Origin of the sequence: Hydrogenophaga sp. H7 (assembly GCF_002025745.1) — a bacterium.
Taxonomy (GTDB): domain Bacteria; phylum Pseudomonadota; class Gammaproteobacteria; order Burkholderiales; family Burkholderiaceae_C; genus Hydrogenophaga; species Hydrogenophaga pseudoflava.
This window is the reverse complement of sequence record NZ_MCIC01000019.1, coordinates 93906-107492: the sequence shown is the minus strand read 5'-3', so window position 1 is coordinate 107492 and position 13587 is coordinate 93906. Positions and strand designations below refer to the sequence as shown.

Below are 13587 nucleotides of genomic sequence, written 5' to 3'. Positions count from 1 at the left end.
CATGAACAACCCCAGCCAGGGCAAAGGCGCCCTCAAGGACGACCCGCGCCTGCGTCCCTATTTCAAGAGCGAAGGCGAGCGCCGCGCGCTCACCCAGACCATGTTCAACCAGGCGGCCGGCGGCTACGACAGCGCCGAGAGCCTGACCGCCCTGGGCAGCGGCGCCTGGTACCGGCGCGACGTGCTCAAGCGCAACGGCCTGTCCGCCGGCATGACGCTGGTGGACGTGGCGGCCGGCACCGGCCTGGTGACGGTGGCCGGGGTCGAGCTGGTCGGCCCGACGGGCCGGGTGATCGCGGTCGACCCCTCGCCCGGCATGCTGGCCGAGCTGCGCAAGAAGGTGTCGGTGGAGACCATCGAGGCGTTCGGCGAGGCCATTCCCCTGCCCGACGCGCAGGCCGACTTCGTGTCCATGGGCTATGCCCTGCGCCACGTGGACGACCTGAACAAGGTGCTGTCCGAGTACCTGCGCGTGCTCAAACCGGGCGGCAAGGTCTGCATCATGGAAATCAGCCGCCCGCGCGGCCGCCTGCTGCGGGGCCTGCTGCGCTTCCACATCTCGGTGCTGGTGCCGCTGATGGCGCGGCTCACCGGCCGGCACGCCGACGTGCAGAAGCTCTGGGCCTACTACGGCGACACCATTGAGGCGGCGCTGGACCCCGAGACCATCATGGATGCGCTGCGGCACGCCGGCTTTGCCGATGTGGGCTGCTCGGTGTCGCTGGGCATCTTCCGCGAGTACACCGGGGTGCGCCCGGCATGAACACCACCGAGATCTTCCTGATCGCGATGCTGATCATCTTCAGCCTGCCCTGGCTGGTCTGGAGAGTCTTCAACACCGACTACTTCGCGCCGCTGGTGGTGGTGCAGATCATCATGGGCATCCTGCTCGGGCCCGGGGTGCTGGGCAAGTGGTCACCCGAGTACTACCAGTTCGTGTTCACGCCAGCGGTGGTGCAGTCGCTCAACGGCATCGCCTGGTGGGCGGTGATGCTGTTCGTGATGATCGCGGGCGTCGAGCTGGACCTGGCCCAGGCCTGGAAGCACCGGCGCGAGAGCGGCATCACCGCCGGACTGGCGCTGGGCTCGCCGCTGCTGCTGGGCTGCGGCGCCGCGCTGGTGCTGCTGCAGTTTCCCGGGTGGATGGGACCGCTGGCGCAGCACTGGCAGTTCGTTCTGGGCATCGGCATGGCCTGCGCGGTCACCGCGCTGCCGATCCTGATCCTGCTGATGGAGAAGCTGGAGATCCTGCGCCACCCGCTGGGCCAGCGCATCCTGCGCTACGCCAGCCTGGACGACATCGCCATCTGGGGCGTGCTGGCGCTGATCCTGATGGACTGGAGCCGCATCGGCAAGCAGGTGGTCTTCCTGATCGCCTTTGTGCTGCTGGGCTGGGGCTTCCGGCGCCTGATGGCCTGGCTGCAGGAGCGCGACCGCTGGTACGTGGCGCTGATCTGGCTCGCGGCCTGCGGTTTCGGCGCCGACTGGGCCGGCCTGCACTACATGGTGGGCGCCTTCCTGGCCGGCGCCATCATGGACGCGCACTGGTTCGATCAGGACAGGCTCGACCAGCTGCGCCACCACGTGCTGCTGGTGATGATGCCGGTGTTCTTCCTCTCCACCGGCCTGCGCACCAACTGGGCCGTCGGCGGTGCCGAGGTGTTCGCCGCGGCGGCGCTGCTGCTGTTCGTGTCGGTGGCGGGCAAGCTGATCGGCGTGCGCATCGCCGGCCGCGTACTGGGCTGGGGCCCGGGCGAGGCCAGCGTCATCGGCTGGCTGCTGCAGACCAAGGCGCTGATCATGATCATCTTCGCCAACATCCTGCTGGACAAGCAGGTCATCACCAGCGAGACCTTCACCGCCCTGCTGCTGATGGCCGTGGCCAGCACCATGCTGACGGTGCCGGTGGTGGCGCCGAGGATGTCGGCGCACCGCTGAACGCGGGCCCGATCAGCTGCGCGCGCAGCCCACGCGCTCGACGCTGATCGCGCCCATGACCGACACGCCGCGCCCGGCGTTGTCGCCCAGCACCGAAGTGCCCGAGGTGGCCGACGCGAGGCGGGCGTCGCAGTGCAGCTTGATGCGCAGCCCGCCGCCCACGTTGACCGCCGCGCGCAGGCAGTACCAGCCGTTGGGGTTGAGCAGTTCCATCTCGCTCTCGCCCAGCACGTTCACGCCCGGCTGCACGACCACGAGGACGGGAAAGTCGGTGACCTCGCGGTCGGCCACCGACGAGCCGCGCCCCAGCACCCGCACCGCGCCCGACACCGTGCGCAGCGGCGGCGTGTCGGTGAACGGGTGCTGGCTGCCCCAGGCCCGCATACAGGCCTGGGCGGCACTCTGCACGGTGTCCGTCTCCTGGGCGTGGGCCGAGGTGGCCGACACCCATGCCGACAGGGCCAGCACACAGGCTGTGACAGGCAAGGACAGGAAACGCTGCTTCATGGCTCGGACACTCCTTGGATGCTTCAGATCATCGCGCCATTGATCGAAATCACCTGTCCCGAAATGTAGCCAGCCTGGTCCGAGGCGAGGAAGGCCACCAGGTGCGCCACCTCGGCCGGCTGGCCGACGCGCTGCATCGGCACCATGCGCTTGACGGCGTCGGCGTCGAAGCTGCCTTCGATCATGCCGGTGGCGATCAGGCCGGGTGCGACCACGTTGACCGTCACGCCGCGACTGGCCAGCTCCAGCGCCAGCGACTTGCTCGCCGCGTGCAGCGCGCCCTTGGCGGCCGAGTAGTTGACCTGCCCGCGGTTGCCGGCCACCGCCGCCACCGAGGACACGCTGACGATGCGGCCCCAGCGGGTGCGCATCATCGGCATGGTCAACGGCTGGGTGACGTTGAAGAAGCCGTTGAGGGACACGTCCAGCACCCGGTCCCACTGTTCGCCGGTCATGCCGGGGAACACCGCGTCGTCGTGGATGCCGGCGTTGTTGACCAGGATCTGGATCGGCGCGACCTCGACCAGCGCCTCCAGCACCGCGGCGGTGGCGGCGCGGTCGGTGATGTCGAAGGCCACGGCCTCGGCGCTGCCGCCGGCCGCGTTGATCTTTTCAGCCAGGGCCTGGGCTTTTTCAAGACCGCGGTTGGCGTGCACGATGACGTGGTGGCCGTCGGCCGCGAGGCGCTCGCAGATGGCGGCGCCGATACCGCCACTGCCACCGGTGACGAGGGCGCGGCGGCGTTTGCTGTCTGTGTTCATAGGGACTGGGCATCGAGCACCACGGAGGCGCGGCCGTCGAGCAGGCAGCGCTCGCCGCAGTGGAGGGTGAACTGGTAGAGGATCAGGCGCGCGTCACCCGACAGGCGCTCGGCCGTGATGGTGAGCGGGCCACCCACGTCGTCGAGACGGTCGGTGTGCAGGCTCAGACCGCGCACGCTGGTGAGGTAGCCCTGTGTGGGGGCCGCGTCGCTCGGTGCCAGCAGCGCGCCGTGCACCGCCATGGCCTGCGCCGCGTACTCGACGCCGATAGCCGCGCCCAGGCGGCCCGCATCGCGCAGCGGATTCGCCGGATCGGTGTGGCTGACCGCCTCGCAGACAATGCGCTGTTCGCTCCATTCGAGCACGCGGTCCAGCAGGCACATGCTGCCCTGGTGCGGGATGTGGGCCGCGATCCAGCCGTGGTCCAGCGGCGCGCTCAGCACGGCCGCCACCCCACCCGCAGCTGCATGGGCGCGAGGTAGTCCAGGACCACCTCGCCGCCCTGCCCAGCCGCCACGCGGCGCAGCAGCGGCAGCGCGCGCATCGCGGGGATGGACGTGCGCAGCGCCTCCAGCGAGGCCCCGGGCATCGGCTCGGCGGCCTCGGTGGTCGGCGCCACGGTGAGCACGCCCAGCGCGCCCTCGGCCTCTGGCGAGAGCAGCAGCGCCACGGCGCCGCAGTCGGGCGTGTCGCGCTTGGCGCGCAGCGGCTCGGGGTACTCGCTGTCGTAGGCGATCAGCAGCACCGGCTGGCCATCCACCGCCACCTGCGCCAGCGCGTCCAGCAGGCCCGCGCCGAAGCTGGCGTCGTAGGCGCCGATCACCTGGCACGGCGCCATCGCGCGGGTGGCAATGCCCCAGTAGCCGGCGGCCGCGTTGTGCACCGAGTTGTGGAAGCGCGTGGGCGAGATCTGGCGGTCCTCGCCCGCCAGCTGTTCGCACAGCGCGTGGCAGTTGTGGCCGTCGGCGCCCGAGGCGGAAAACACCGTCGCCAGCGTCGACGCGTCGGCGCCGGCCTGCTTCACCGCCTCCAGGCCCGCGCCCAGCGAGAGCTTGATGACGCGGCTGGCGCGGCGGCGCTCTGCCGGCGGCAGCAGCTCGGGCACGGGCAGCACGGTGGGGGCCGGCGTGTGGGGCTGCTCACCGCGCAGCACGGCGGCGGCGCTGGCCCAGTCGGTCAACCCGGGGGCGATCAGGCCGATGCCGGTGACGAAAGCTTGCAGTGGTTGCATGGTCGTGCGGTTCATGCTGCGACTCCCAGCACCAGGCTGCAGTTGCTGCCGCCAAAACCGAACGAGTTGCTCAGCGCGTGGCGCAACGCCCGGTCCTCGCCCCGCAACTGGTAGCGGATCGGGATCGACGGGTCGAGCGCGCCGGTGCCCGGGCTGCCGGGCAGACGGCCGTCGGTCAGCGCCATCGCGCAGACCAGGGCCTCGATGGCGCCAGCGGCGCCAAGGGTGTGTCCCATGTAGCCCTTGGTGGAGTTGCCCGGCACGGAGTCGCCGAACAGCGCGGTCACGGCCTTGCCCTCGGCGGCGTCGTTGGCCGGCGTGGCGGTGCCGTGCAAGTTGATGTAGTCGATGTCGGAGGCCACAAGACCGGCCGAGCGCAGCGCCGCCTCCATCGCCAGCCGCGCGCCCAGGCCCTCGGGGTGCGGCGAGGACATGTGGTACGCGTCGCTCGATTCGCCCACGCCCAGCAGCATCACTGTGCCCGGAGCCGGCGAAGCGTTTCGCTCCAGCAGGGCGAAGGCAGCGCCCTCGCCGATGGAGATGCCGTCGCGCGATGCGTCGTAGGGCCGGCAGGGGTTCTTCGACGTGAGCTGCAGCGAGGCGAAGCCGTAGAGCGTGGTCAGGCACAGCGTGTCGACACCGCCGACGACAGCCGCGTCGATCGTGCCCAGCGCGAGCTGGCGCGCGGCGGCGGCAAACACCTTGGCGCTGGACGAGCAGGCGGTGGAGATCGCCATCGCCATGCCGGTGAGGCCGAAGTGGTCGCGCGTGAACTCGGCCAGCGAGAACGCGTTGTGCGTGGTGCGGTAGTGGAAGTCGTCGGGCAGCGCGCCGGTGGCGGGGTCGCGGCGGCGGTAGGCCAGCTCGGTCTGCAGGATGCCGGCGGTGCTGGTGCCCAGGAACACACCGACGCGATCGGCGCCGTACCGCGCGGTGGCCTCGCGCACGCGGTCGCCGAAGCCGTCGGTCTCCAGTCCCATCAGGGTCAGGCGGTTGTTGCGGCAGTCGTAGCGGGCCAGCGCCTCGGGCAGGCGCTGCTCGTCGACGCCGGCGACCTCGCCGATCCAGGTGTCGAGCCGCACCGTCTCGAAGGTGCACGGCGCCAGCGCCGAGCGTTCGGCGCGCAGGGCCTCGCGGGTGGCGTCGATCCCGCGGCCGAGGCAGGTGGTGAGGGTGTAGGCGGAAAGCGCGAGCGGGGTCATGGGGCGCAGTGTAGGAAAACCGCCGTCAGCCGTGCTTGCGGCAGACCAGCATGACATTGGCGAAGGGCTTGCCCTCGCTCATCGGGGCCGACTCCACGTCGAAGCCGAGGTCCGTCAGCAGCGCGGTCCAGTCGGCCAGCGAGCGGCAGTACAGCTGCGGCAGCCGGTGGCCGCGGGCAAAGGTGACCACGTGGTCGACCCAGTTGGAGATGTGGAACGGCAGGCCGGCGCTGGCGTCGCCGATGCGGGTCAGGAACAGGCCACCTTCGGGCAGTGCGGCGTGGATGCGCTGGAGCACCTTGGTCTGCTGGGCATGGTCGAAGTAGTGCAGCGCATCGAGAATCGTGACCGCGTCGACCTGGCCGAAGTCGACCGCGTTCATGTCGCCCTGCTCCACCCGCACCACCGGGTGGTCGCGGCCGAAGGTATGGGCCGCGCGGTCGACGTCGTTCTGCATCAGCTCGACGCCCCGCATGCTGCGGAACCGGGGCGGCGCCGGCCAGTCGGCCTGCCACTGCCCCTGTTCGTGGAGCCGGCGGGCCGCCAGCAGCCACGCAAAGAGGCTGCCCTGGCCGCAGCCGAGGTCCAGCAGGCGGCCACCGGCCGGCAGCAGCCCGCGCCGCAGCATCTCGCGAAAGATCGGGTCGGTGCCCAGCTTGCCGCGGGCGTAGTGGTGGGCGAACGGCCCCCCGGAACGGAAGCCCTTGGTGGCCTCATCCAGCAGCAGAGGAAAGAAGGTCTGGCTCATTGCAGGGATTGTTGCAGGGTCACCGGCCGCAGCCGCTGTGCCCTCAGGGTCTGCAGGAGTACCGGCAGGGTCGAGAGGATGACGGGCAGACCATCGGGCGTGAGCGCGGCGTGGCCGTCGTGCATCAGGAGGATGTCGCCGGCACCCAGGCCGCGGGTCAGCCGCGCCAGCACCTGCTCCGGCCGGCCGTCGCGCGTGTCGTAGGGGCGCCGGGTCCAGGCCGCCAGCCGCAGGTCCAGCGCCGCCAGCACCGGGTCCAGAAACGGGTTGCGCAGGCCGGCGGTGGGCCGGAAGAACAGCGGCGCCTGGCCGGTGATGTCGGCCAGCGTGGCCTGGGCGGCGGCGATGTCGGCGCGCATGCGGCCCGGGCCGAACAGCGAGAACGCGTTGGAGTGCGAATCGCCGTGGTTCTCCACCCTGTGGCCGCGCGCCACGATCTCGCGGCACAGCGCCGGGTGCAGACGGGCGCGCCAGCCGATGCAGAAAAAGGTGGCTCTGGCCTCCGCGGCATCCAGCAGGTCCAGCACCTGCGGCGTCACCTTCGGATCGGGCCCGTCGTCGATGGTCAGCGCGACCTCGCCGCGCGCCTGGGCGGCGGCCGGCAGGCGGGTGAGGTTGGGCCCGAGCAGGGTGGTCCGCGGCAGCAGTCCGGCGGTGGTGATCACCGCGTGGTTGGCCACCACCGCGCCCAGCGCCAGGGGCCAGGTGGACGGGTCGACCGCCGCCCCCACCGCCGCACCGGCGTGCAGCACGGCCGAGGCCTTGAGAAAGGGGGACGGCGACCAGGGTCTGCTCATGCCTGGGCGTCGAAATGGCCGGCGTCCAGAAAGCGCTGCCACAGCGGCAGCCAGGCGGACCAGTCGTGGTCGCCCGGCAGCACTTCGCAGCGCGGCAGCGGCAGGTGCTGCGCGAGCAGCGACATGCCGTCGGCGAACCGGTCCCGGTCGCCATAGCCCATGAACATCGGCACAGCCGGCGGGGGGGACTGCAGCCAGTGCCACAGGCGCACGTCCGGGTCGCTCATCTGGTCGTCGGTCGCGATCCAGCTCGCCAGGCCACCGGCGCGCACGATGGCGTTGGTGGTGAGGCGCCCGCCCGCATAGGGCGCGAGCAGGCACAGACCGTTCACCGCGCCCACCTGCCCCGCCCAACAGGACAGCGCCAGTTGCCCGCCACGGGAGATGCCACCCAGCCACACGCGCCGGTAGTGCTTGCGCGCAGGGGCCAGCCACTCGTCCTCAAGCCGCCGCAGCGCGATCCGGTTGTCGGCCCCCTCCGCGTGCAGGTCGGGCGCCACCAGGTCCAGCGCCAGCCGGCGCTTCGCCAGCTCGTCGAACAGGCCGGCCTGCACCATGTGCTGCGGCGTCATCAGCGCCCCGGGCAGCATCAGCAGCAGGGTGTCTGCCCCCTGGAGCAGGCGCTCGGTCGGGTTCACGCCGCGACCCCGCTCGGCGGGTGAGCCGGCTTCGGGTACACCAGCACGGCCGACAGCACCAGCGCCAGCAGCGCCCCCGGACCGACGGTGATGCCCACCGCCTGCAGCACCGGCACGCTCGAACTGGCGAGCGTGCCGAAGCCGATCACCGTGGTCAGCACCGCCACCCCCATCGACAGCAGGGTGGCCGGGTCCAGCGGTTCGCCGTCTCCGGGGTGGTCGAGGAACAGGGCGTAGTTGGAGCCGACCGCAAAGATCAGCAGCAGGCCCACCAGGTGCAGCAGGTGCAGCCTGACACCCGCGAGATTCAGCATCACCATCACCAGGCCCACGGCGAGCGCCAGCGTGAACAGCACCCGGGCCAGCCGCAGCACCGAGCGCAGCGAGACCGCGAGCAGCAGTGCGATGGCCAGCACACCCAGCAGGGACAACTCGACCGCCTCCTCGACATAGGTGGAATACAGGCCCTCGAACTCGGTCTTGAGGTCCACGAACAGGGCGCCGCTGCCATCCAGCACCTGCTCCACCGGCTGGGCCGGGATGGCGGCATCGGGGACGCCAGGCGCCGGGCGCAGCGGCAGCATCACCGTCCAGTGCCCGTCCTTGCCGTGGATCAGCAGGGAGTCCACCGCAAGGGCAAGGGCGCTGCCGTCGAGGTCGGCACGGGTCATCGGCCCGGCGGCGCGCGCCGCCTCGGTGTCACTGATGAAGGGTTCGAGCCGCGCAGCGGACAGCGGGGCGTCCACCAGCGCCCGCTGCAGGCGCTCGCGCAGCACCTCGGCCGGCGGCAGGCTGGCCAGGCGCTGCTGCTGCAGCTCTGCGCTGGGCAGGAAGCGGGCGGGCGAGTCGTAGCCGCCGATGACGCCCTGCTCCACCAGCGCGTCCAGCCGCTGACCGGCCTTCTCGGCCGCCTGCAGGGCGGCTTCCTGGCTGTCGGCGCTGACCGTCACCAGGTAGCGCGCGTCGGGCGCCGCGAGGTCGGCGCGCATGCGCGCGTCGGCGTTCGCCTCGTCCGCGGTGACCGAGGACAGCGCGGACAGGTTGGCGCTCCAGAGCGAATCGCGCTGGACCCATAGGTAGGCCGCCACGACCACCGCCAGCCCCACCATCGCCCAGCGCAGGTGGTGCGCCCGGCCGAGCAGCGCCATCCAGCGCCGCACCCAGACCTCGTGTGCCGGCACGCGCAGGCCGGGCCCGGTCAGCGAAGGCAGCACGAAGCGCGTGACCAGCGCCGCCGTGACGACGCCCGAGAGCGCGTACAGACCCAGCTGGGCCAGCCCCGGGAAGCCCGAGAACAGCAGCGCGCCGAAGCCGATAGCGGTCGTCATCACGCCCAGCCGGATCGTCGGCCAGAACACCCGGCGCCACTGGTCCACGCCCTGGTGGCCGGCCTGAACAAAGTAGTAGATGGCGTAGTCCACCGCCTCGCCGATCAGCGCCGAACCGAAGCCCACCGTGACCCCGAACACCGTGCCGTGCACCAGGCTGACCATGGCGATGCCGGCCAGCGTGCCGCTGAGCACCGGGATCAGGCCCAGGGCCAGCAGCTTGAACGAACGGTAGACCCAGAACAGCACCAGCCAGATGGCGATCGAACTCATCAGCGACAGGCGCTTGGCCTCGCTCTTGATGGTCTCGCGTGCCTGCACCGCGAACTGGCCCGGTCCGGACAGGACCATCGTCAGCGCGGAGTGGCCGGTCGACGCGCGCGCCTGCTCGAAGGCGGCGTGCACCTTGTCGATGGCCAGCGCCTGGCCATCGGTGTCCGAGCCAAGCACCCGCGTCTGCAGCAGCAGCATGGCGCGCTCGCCATCGCGTGAGGCCCAGACGCCGGCCCGCATCTGGGGCTGGGCGCCGGGGTTGAGCTGGCCCAGGATGGACAGCACCTCGCCGGTCGGATCGCGCGCCAGGTAGGGCTTGAGCAGCATGCCCGCGGGCGAGGACAGCAGGTCGATGGTGTCGGTCACTGCCGCGCGCAGGCCGTCCTCGGTGAAGCGCTCGGGCGAGACGGACGGGCTGAGCGCGTAGCGGTGCGCCAGCAGGCGGTCGCGCTCGCCCTCCAGGCCACCGGCCTCACCGTTCTGGACCGAGAGAAAGTCCGGGTCGGCCGCCAGCGCCTGGCGCAACGCCCGCGACACCGCCGCCCGCTGCTTCTCGTCGCCGCCCTCGACCGCCACCATCAGCAGGCGCGAGACGGACCCGTCCTGCAACTGCTCCACCAGGGCGCGCTGCTCGGCGCTGGGATTGGACGGCAGGAAGAACGACATGTCGGCCGTGAACCGGCTGTTCCAGACCACGGCCAGACCGGCCAGCATCAGCGCCAGCCAGACCAGGAAGACTCGGACCGCCGCGGACTTCACTGGGCCTCGATCGGGTCGATGCTGATTTCCGAACGGTCGCCGTCAGCCTGGAGGTACTCGATGTGCCGCACCTGGTTCCGGCTGCCGCTGACCGTGATGCGCTTGAGCAGCGCCAGGATGGTGTCGTCCCTGGGCACCAGGGTCAGCACCCAGCGCTGGCTTTCACCTTCCAGCGCGAGCGCGTAGTCCTGCTCCAGCGCCTTGCGGTTGCCCGATAGGGTGCTGCGGATGCTCTCGACGAAAGCCTGCGCCTCCGGGCGGTTGGCCAGGTGGATGGTGAACTTGCGCTTGTCGCGCTCCAGGCTCAGGGTGTCCTTGTCCAGCACCATGGTTTCGGGTTTGGGCAGCAGGGTGCGTTTTTCCAGCCGGTCCGGCGGGCTGAACAACATCTCGCCGCTGGCCCGCACCGGCTTGTCCAGCAGCGCCACATGGCGCGTCTCGACGAAACGAGCGCGACCGCCCTTCTGCGTCGCCAGTTCGCTCATCAGCTGGTCGATGTCGAAGGCGGCCTGGGCACTGGTCCAGAGGCCCAGGCCCAGCAGGGCCAGCACAAAACGTCGCATCATTTTTTTTGCCAGAAATCGAAGAAATTGAACCAGTTGTAGGGGGCCTTGTGGCACAGATCGGCCAGGCTGTCGGCGTAGCGCTGCACCGCCTCGCGGATCGCGGCGTCGCGGCCACTGCGTTCGACCTTGGAAAAGTCGGCCAGTTCGACGAAATGCAGCTCGTAGCGGTTGCCGCCCAGATAGAGACCGGCCATCAGGAACACCGGCCGGCGCAGCATCGCCGCCATGCGCCAAGGCCCCAGCGGGAATGCAGCGGGAGAGCCCAGGAACTCCACCTCGTGCGTGGCGTCATCGCCCAGCGAACGGTCGGCCAGCATGCCCACCAGATAGCCCTGGTCGAGTTTGTCGCGCGCCTCCAGCATCGACTCCATCTGCCCCAGGGAAATGATATCTTGCATCGCCTTGGGGTTGATCGCTGCCAGCGTGGCGTTGATCTTTCGGGCGTTCTGCTCGTACATCATCATCGCGACCTTGAGCCCCTCCTTGCCCCGCCCCATCGCGCGCAGTACCTCGAAACTGCCCAGGTGGGCGCCGACCAGCAGCGCCCCGGGCTGGCTGCGCACCGACTCGATCAGCGCCTCGCCACCGTGGACCTGGATGTCGAACACGTCGAAGCGGTCGTTGAGCAGGTAAATGCGGTCGTGGATGGTGCTGGCGAAACTGAACACATGCCGGAAGCCGTCGCGCCAGAGCGCCCAGCGGCCCAGCACCCGGCGCAGATAGGCCCGGCTGGCCCGGCGCGCGGCCGGCGCGAACAGCACGAAGTACGCCGCAATGGCGTGCAGAACGACGCGGCCGATGCCCCGGCCGAAGGTCAGCGAAATCCAGACCATCAGGCGCAGGATCGCCAGGTTGCTGCGCTCCTGGCGCCGCATCCACTCGGGCTGGGCGCTGTCCGTGGGGTCGGGAAGGCTCATGGCGCAGGTGGCAGCAAACCGCCGGACGCCACCTCGCGGTCGCCACAGTGCACCGAAAACGCCAGCCCGCCCCGCGTGCCCTCGCGCAGCACGAAGACCAGCTCATCGTCCGGGCCACAGGGGCTGAGGAACTTCACCTGCGTGACCTGCCAACCGGCCAGCGGACCACCCCGCAGCCGCTGGGCCATCTGCACCGCGCGGTCGAGCAGCACCACCCCCGGCACGATGGGATGGCCGGGGAAATGCCCAGCGAACGCCGGGTGGTCGGCGGGCACGCGCCAGGTCTGATCAAGCAGGACCATGGTGACTCCCCGGCCCGACATGCAGGCGGTACAGCTCCTGCAGCGTCGAGCGCATGAGCTTGCCAGTGCTGTTGCGCGGCAGGGCCTCGACAAACACCAGCGGGCGCGGCAGGAACACGCGGTCGATGCGCTGGCGCAGCGCCGCCTGCAGCGACCGCGGCGGCACGCCGGGCGCGACGACGAAGGCGGTGAGCCGGGTGATGCCATCGGCCGACTGGTCGGCCTCGTCGGGCAGGAAGAAAGCCCCCTCCTGCACCCCCTCGATGGCGCACAGCTGGTGGTTGAGGTAGGCCAGCGAGCTGCGCTTGCCCGCGATGTTGACCAGGTCGGCGTGGCGTCCGTGCAGCAGGAAGCGCCCACCGTCCTGCAGCTCGATGATGTCCGACAGAGGCACGACGCCTTCCACATGCCCCTCGCAGGCGCTGGTGGTGTCGGCGTGCTGCACCAGGCGCACGCCGGGCAGGAGCTGCCAGACGGCGCCAGCGGTGGTGCGGCGGGTGGCCAGCTGGCCCGACTCGGTCGATCCGTAGATCTCGTGCACCGGCGCGCCGCTGTGCGATTCGACACGGGTCGCCAGTTCGGTGCCCAGCGGCGCGGTCGCCGACAGGCAGATGTCCAGGGCCGGCCAGTCCAGACCGGAGCCCAGCAAGGTACCCAGGTGGTAGGGCGTCGTCACCAGCATGCGCGGCTGCGGCACGGCGGCCAGCGCGTCGACCACGTCCTGCGGAAAGAACGGCTTGCCGCTCCAGAAGCTGCACCCGCCATGCAGCGCCAGCAGGAAGGTGGACTCGAAACCGTAGCTGTGCTGCACCGGCACTGTGCCGACCAGCACATGCGGCCGTCGGTCCAGCCCGAGCGCCACCGCTTCGGCGCGGCCGTTCTGCACCAGGCGGCCCCAGGTCTTGGCGTGCGGCTGCGGCAGGCCGGTGGACCCGGAGGTGAACAGGATCGCGACCACACGGCCCTCGTCGATCTCGGGGACACGGTCCACCGACACGCGGTTCAAGGCAGCGAGATCCGGAAACGGCAGGCTCGGCAGCCCCGCCACGTCGAACGGCCCGTCGACCACGGCGAAACAGCCGGGATGTTCCTGCTCCAGGCGCTGTAGCGTCTCGGCCGAATGGGACGATGGCTGCAGGCTGACCTTGCCCGTCAGCAGGCAGGCCGCGAACAGCACCGCGAAGTGGTAGCGGTCTTCGCAGAGGTTGAGCACACCGGAGCCTGCTGGCAGCAGCGCCGCCACGGATAGGGCATCGGCCAGGAACTCGCGCACCCGGACCGGCCCGGAAGGACGCCAGGCCAGGACATCGTCCAGCCCGTGACCGGTGATCGGCTTCACTTGGTGCGCTGGCTCGCGATGTGTTCCGAGAGGGAGCGCAGCGAGGCGAAGATCTTGACGTTGTTCTCGTTGTCCGACTTGAGCTGGAAGCCGTACTGCTTGGAAATGACCAGCGAGATCTCCAGCATGTCGATCGAGTCCAGCCCCAGGCCTTCGCCATAGAGCGGATCGTCGGGCCGGATGTCTTCGGGCGTCACGTCGAGGTTGAGCGCCTCGACGATCAGGGCGGCGACCTCGGCCATGAGGTCGTTCAGGGGAGTCTGTGGGGCTTGGGACATGGT

General features: G+C 70.5%; 16 protein-coding genes. 2 read left to right on the top strand and 14 right to left on the bottom strand.

Going from position 1 to position 13587, the window contains the following annotated elements; all coding sequences use genetic code 11:
• Window position 1 precedes the first annotated feature (1 nt).
• Both BC358_RS20110 and BC358_RS20105 read left to right on the top strand, forming a co-directional pair.
• Window positions 2–763, top strand: coding sequence for a class I SAM-dependent methyltransferase (locus tag BC358_RS20110; protein ID WP_079367200.1), 762 nt, complete (start codon window positions 2–4; stop codon window positions 761–763).
• Window positions 760–1938 (top strand): cation:proton antiporter, encoded by a 1179-nt coding sequence (locus BC358_RS20105; RefSeq protein ID WP_079367199.1) that lies wholly within the window; start codon window positions 760–762, stop codon window positions 1936–1938. The genes BC358_RS20110 and BC358_RS20105 overlap by 4 nt, the downstream gene beginning before the upstream one ends.
• Before the next feature lie 12 nt (window positions 1939–1950).
• On the opposite strand, the gene BC358_RS20100 is transcribed toward BC358_RS20105, so the two are convergent.
• From BC358_RS20100 to BC358_RS20035, 14 genes are read right to left on the bottom strand one after another with little or no spacing between them, the layout of a single operon-like run.
• Window positions 1951–2445, bottom strand: a complete 495-nt coding sequence (locus BC358_RS20100; RefSeq protein ID WP_079367198.1) for a hypothetical protein — start codon at window positions 2443–2445, stop codon at window positions 1951–1953.
• A gap of 23 nt (window positions 2446–2468) precedes the next feature.
• Window positions 2469–3206: a 3-oxoacyl-ACP reductase FabG gene (gene fabG, locus BC358_RS20095; RefSeq protein WP_079367197.1), complete on the bottom strand. Its 738-nt coding sequence runs from the start codon at window positions 3204–3206 to the stop codon at window positions 2469–2471.
• A complete protein-coding gene (locus BC358_RS20090) occupies window positions 3203–3589 on the bottom strand; it encodes a 3-hydroxylacyl-ACP dehydratase (protein WP_256861598.1) in 387 nt (128 codons plus the stop codon). The genes fabG and BC358_RS20090 overlap by 4 nt, the downstream gene beginning before the upstream one ends.
• Before the next feature lie 53 nt (window positions 3590–3642).
• Window positions 3643–4437 carry a beta-ketoacyl synthase chain length factor gene (locus BC358_RS20085; protein WP_127807327.1) on the bottom strand — a complete coding sequence of 265 codons (795 nt, stop codon included), beginning with the start codon at window positions 4435–4437 and terminating at the stop codon, window positions 3643–3645.
• 11 nt (window positions 4438–4448) lie between these two features.
• Window positions 4449–5639, bottom strand: coding sequence for a beta-ketoacyl-[acyl-carrier-protein] synthase family protein (locus tag BC358_RS20080; RefSeq protein ID WP_079367194.1), 1191 nt, complete (start codon window positions 5637–5639; stop codon window positions 4449–4451).
• Window positions 5640–5664: 25 nt separating this feature from the next.
• Entirely contained in the window at window positions 5665–6387 is a 723-nt protein-coding gene (locus BC358_RS20075; RefSeq protein WP_066158355.1) for a cyclopropane-fatty-acyl-phospholipid synthase family protein, read from the bottom strand.
• Entirely contained in the window at window positions 6384–7184 is an 801-nt protein-coding gene (locus BC358_RS20070) for a polysaccharide deacetylase family protein (protein ID WP_066158353.1), read from the bottom strand. Before BC358_RS20070 ends, BC358_RS20075 begins: the two co-directional genes overlap by 4 nt.
• A complete protein-coding gene (locus tag BC358_RS20065; RefSeq protein WP_218669513.1) occupies window positions 7181–7822 on the bottom strand; it encodes a hypothetical protein in 642 nt (213 codons plus the stop codon). The genes BC358_RS20070 and BC358_RS20065 overlap by 4 nt, the downstream gene beginning before the upstream one ends.
• Window positions 7819–10182, bottom strand: coding sequence for an MMPL family transporter (locus tag BC358_RS20060; protein WP_218669512.1), 2364 nt, complete (start codon window positions 10180–10182; stop codon window positions 7819–7821). Before BC358_RS20060 ends, BC358_RS20065 begins: the two co-directional genes overlap by 4 nt.
• Window positions 10179–10748 (bottom strand): outer membrane lipoprotein carrier protein LolA, encoded by a 570-nt coding sequence (locus BC358_RS20055; protein WP_079367193.1) that lies wholly within the window; start codon window positions 10746–10748, stop codon window positions 10179–10181. The genes BC358_RS20060 and BC358_RS20055 overlap by 4 nt, the downstream gene beginning before the upstream one ends.
• On the bottom strand, window positions 10745–11665 hold the full coding sequence (locus BC358_RS20050; RefSeq protein ID WP_206610781.1) for an acyl-CoA synthetase: 921 nt from the start codon (window positions 11663–11665) through the stop codon (window positions 10745–10747). Before BC358_RS20050 ends, BC358_RS20055 begins: the two co-directional genes overlap by 4 nt.
• Window positions 11662–11967: a hypothetical protein gene (locus BC358_RS22460; RefSeq protein WP_079367192.1), complete on the bottom strand. Its 306-nt coding sequence runs from the start codon at window positions 11965–11967 to the stop codon at window positions 11662–11664. Before BC358_RS22460 ends, BC358_RS20050 begins: the two co-directional genes overlap by 4 nt.
• The gene (locus tag BC358_RS20040) at window positions 11954–13306 is read right to left on the bottom strand and encodes an AMP-binding protein (protein ID WP_079367191.1); all 1353 of its coding nucleotides are present in this window, start codon (window positions 13304–13306) and stop codon (window positions 11954–11956) included. The genes BC358_RS22460 and BC358_RS20040 overlap by 14 nt, the downstream gene beginning before the upstream one ends.
• A complete protein-coding gene (locus tag BC358_RS20035; RefSeq protein WP_079367190.1) occupies window positions 13303–13584 on the bottom strand; it encodes a phosphopantetheine-binding protein in 282 nt (93 codons plus the stop codon). Before BC358_RS20035 ends, BC358_RS20040 begins: the two co-directional genes overlap by 4 nt.
• Between the last annotated feature and the right edge of the window lie 3 nt (window positions 13585–13587).

What these genes read in the sequence shown, in the direction of transcription:
- BC358_RS20035 (WP_079367190.1), bottom strand. Translation starts at nt 13,584, where the DNA reads ATGTCCCAAGCCCCACAGACTCCCCTGAACGACCTCATGGCCGAGGTC.
- BC358_RS20100 (WP_079367198.1), bottom strand. Translation starts at nt 2,445, where the DNA reads ATGAAGCAGCGTTTCCTGTCCTTGCCTGTCACAGCCTGTGTGCTGGCC.
- BC358_RS20105 (WP_079367199.1), top strand. Translation starts at nt 760, where the DNA reads ATGAACACCACCGAGATCTTCCTGATCGCGATGCTGATCATCTTCAGC.
- BC358_RS22460 (WP_079367192.1), bottom strand. Translation starts at nt 11,967, where the DNA reads ATGGTCCTGCTTGATCAGACCTGGCGCGTGCCCGCCGACCACCCGGCG.
- BC358_RS20055 (WP_079367193.1), bottom strand. Translation starts at nt 10,748, where the DNA reads ATGATGCGACGTTTTGTGCTGGCCCTGCTGGGCCTGGGCCTCTGGACC.
- BC358_RS20050 (WP_206610781.1), bottom strand. Translation starts at nt 11,665, where the DNA reads ATGAGCCTTCCCGACCCCACGGACAGCGCCCAGCCCGAGTGGATGCGG.
- BC358_RS20110 (WP_079367200.1), top strand. Translation starts at nt 2, where the DNA reads ATGAACAACCCCAGCCAGGGCAAAGGCGCCCTCAAGGACGACCCGCGC.
- BC358_RS20085 (WP_127807327.1), bottom strand. Translation starts at nt 4,437, where the DNA reads ATGCAACCACTGCAAGCTTTCGTCACCGGCATCGGCCTGATCGCCCCC.
- BC358_RS20080 (WP_079367194.1), bottom strand. Translation starts at nt 5,639, where the DNA reads ATGACCCCGCTCGCGCTTTCCGCCTACACCCTCACCACCTGCCTCGGC.
- BC358_RS20075 (WP_066158355.1), bottom strand. Translation starts at nt 6,387, where the DNA reads ATGAGCCAGACCTTCTTTCCTCTGCTGCTGGATGAGGCCACCAAGGGC.
- fabG (WP_079367197.1), bottom strand. Translation starts at nt 3,206, where the DNA reads ATGAACACAGACAGCAAACGCCGCCGCGCCCTCGTCACCGGTGGCAGT.
- BC358_RS20070 (WP_066158353.1), bottom strand. Translation starts at nt 7,184, where the DNA reads ATGAGCAGACCCTGGTCGCCGTCCCCCTTTCTCAAGGCCTCGGCCGTG.
- BC358_RS20090 (WP_256861598.1), bottom strand. Translation starts at nt 3,589, where the DNA reads ATGTGCCTGCTGGACCGCGTGCTCGAATGGAGCGAACAGCGCATTGTC.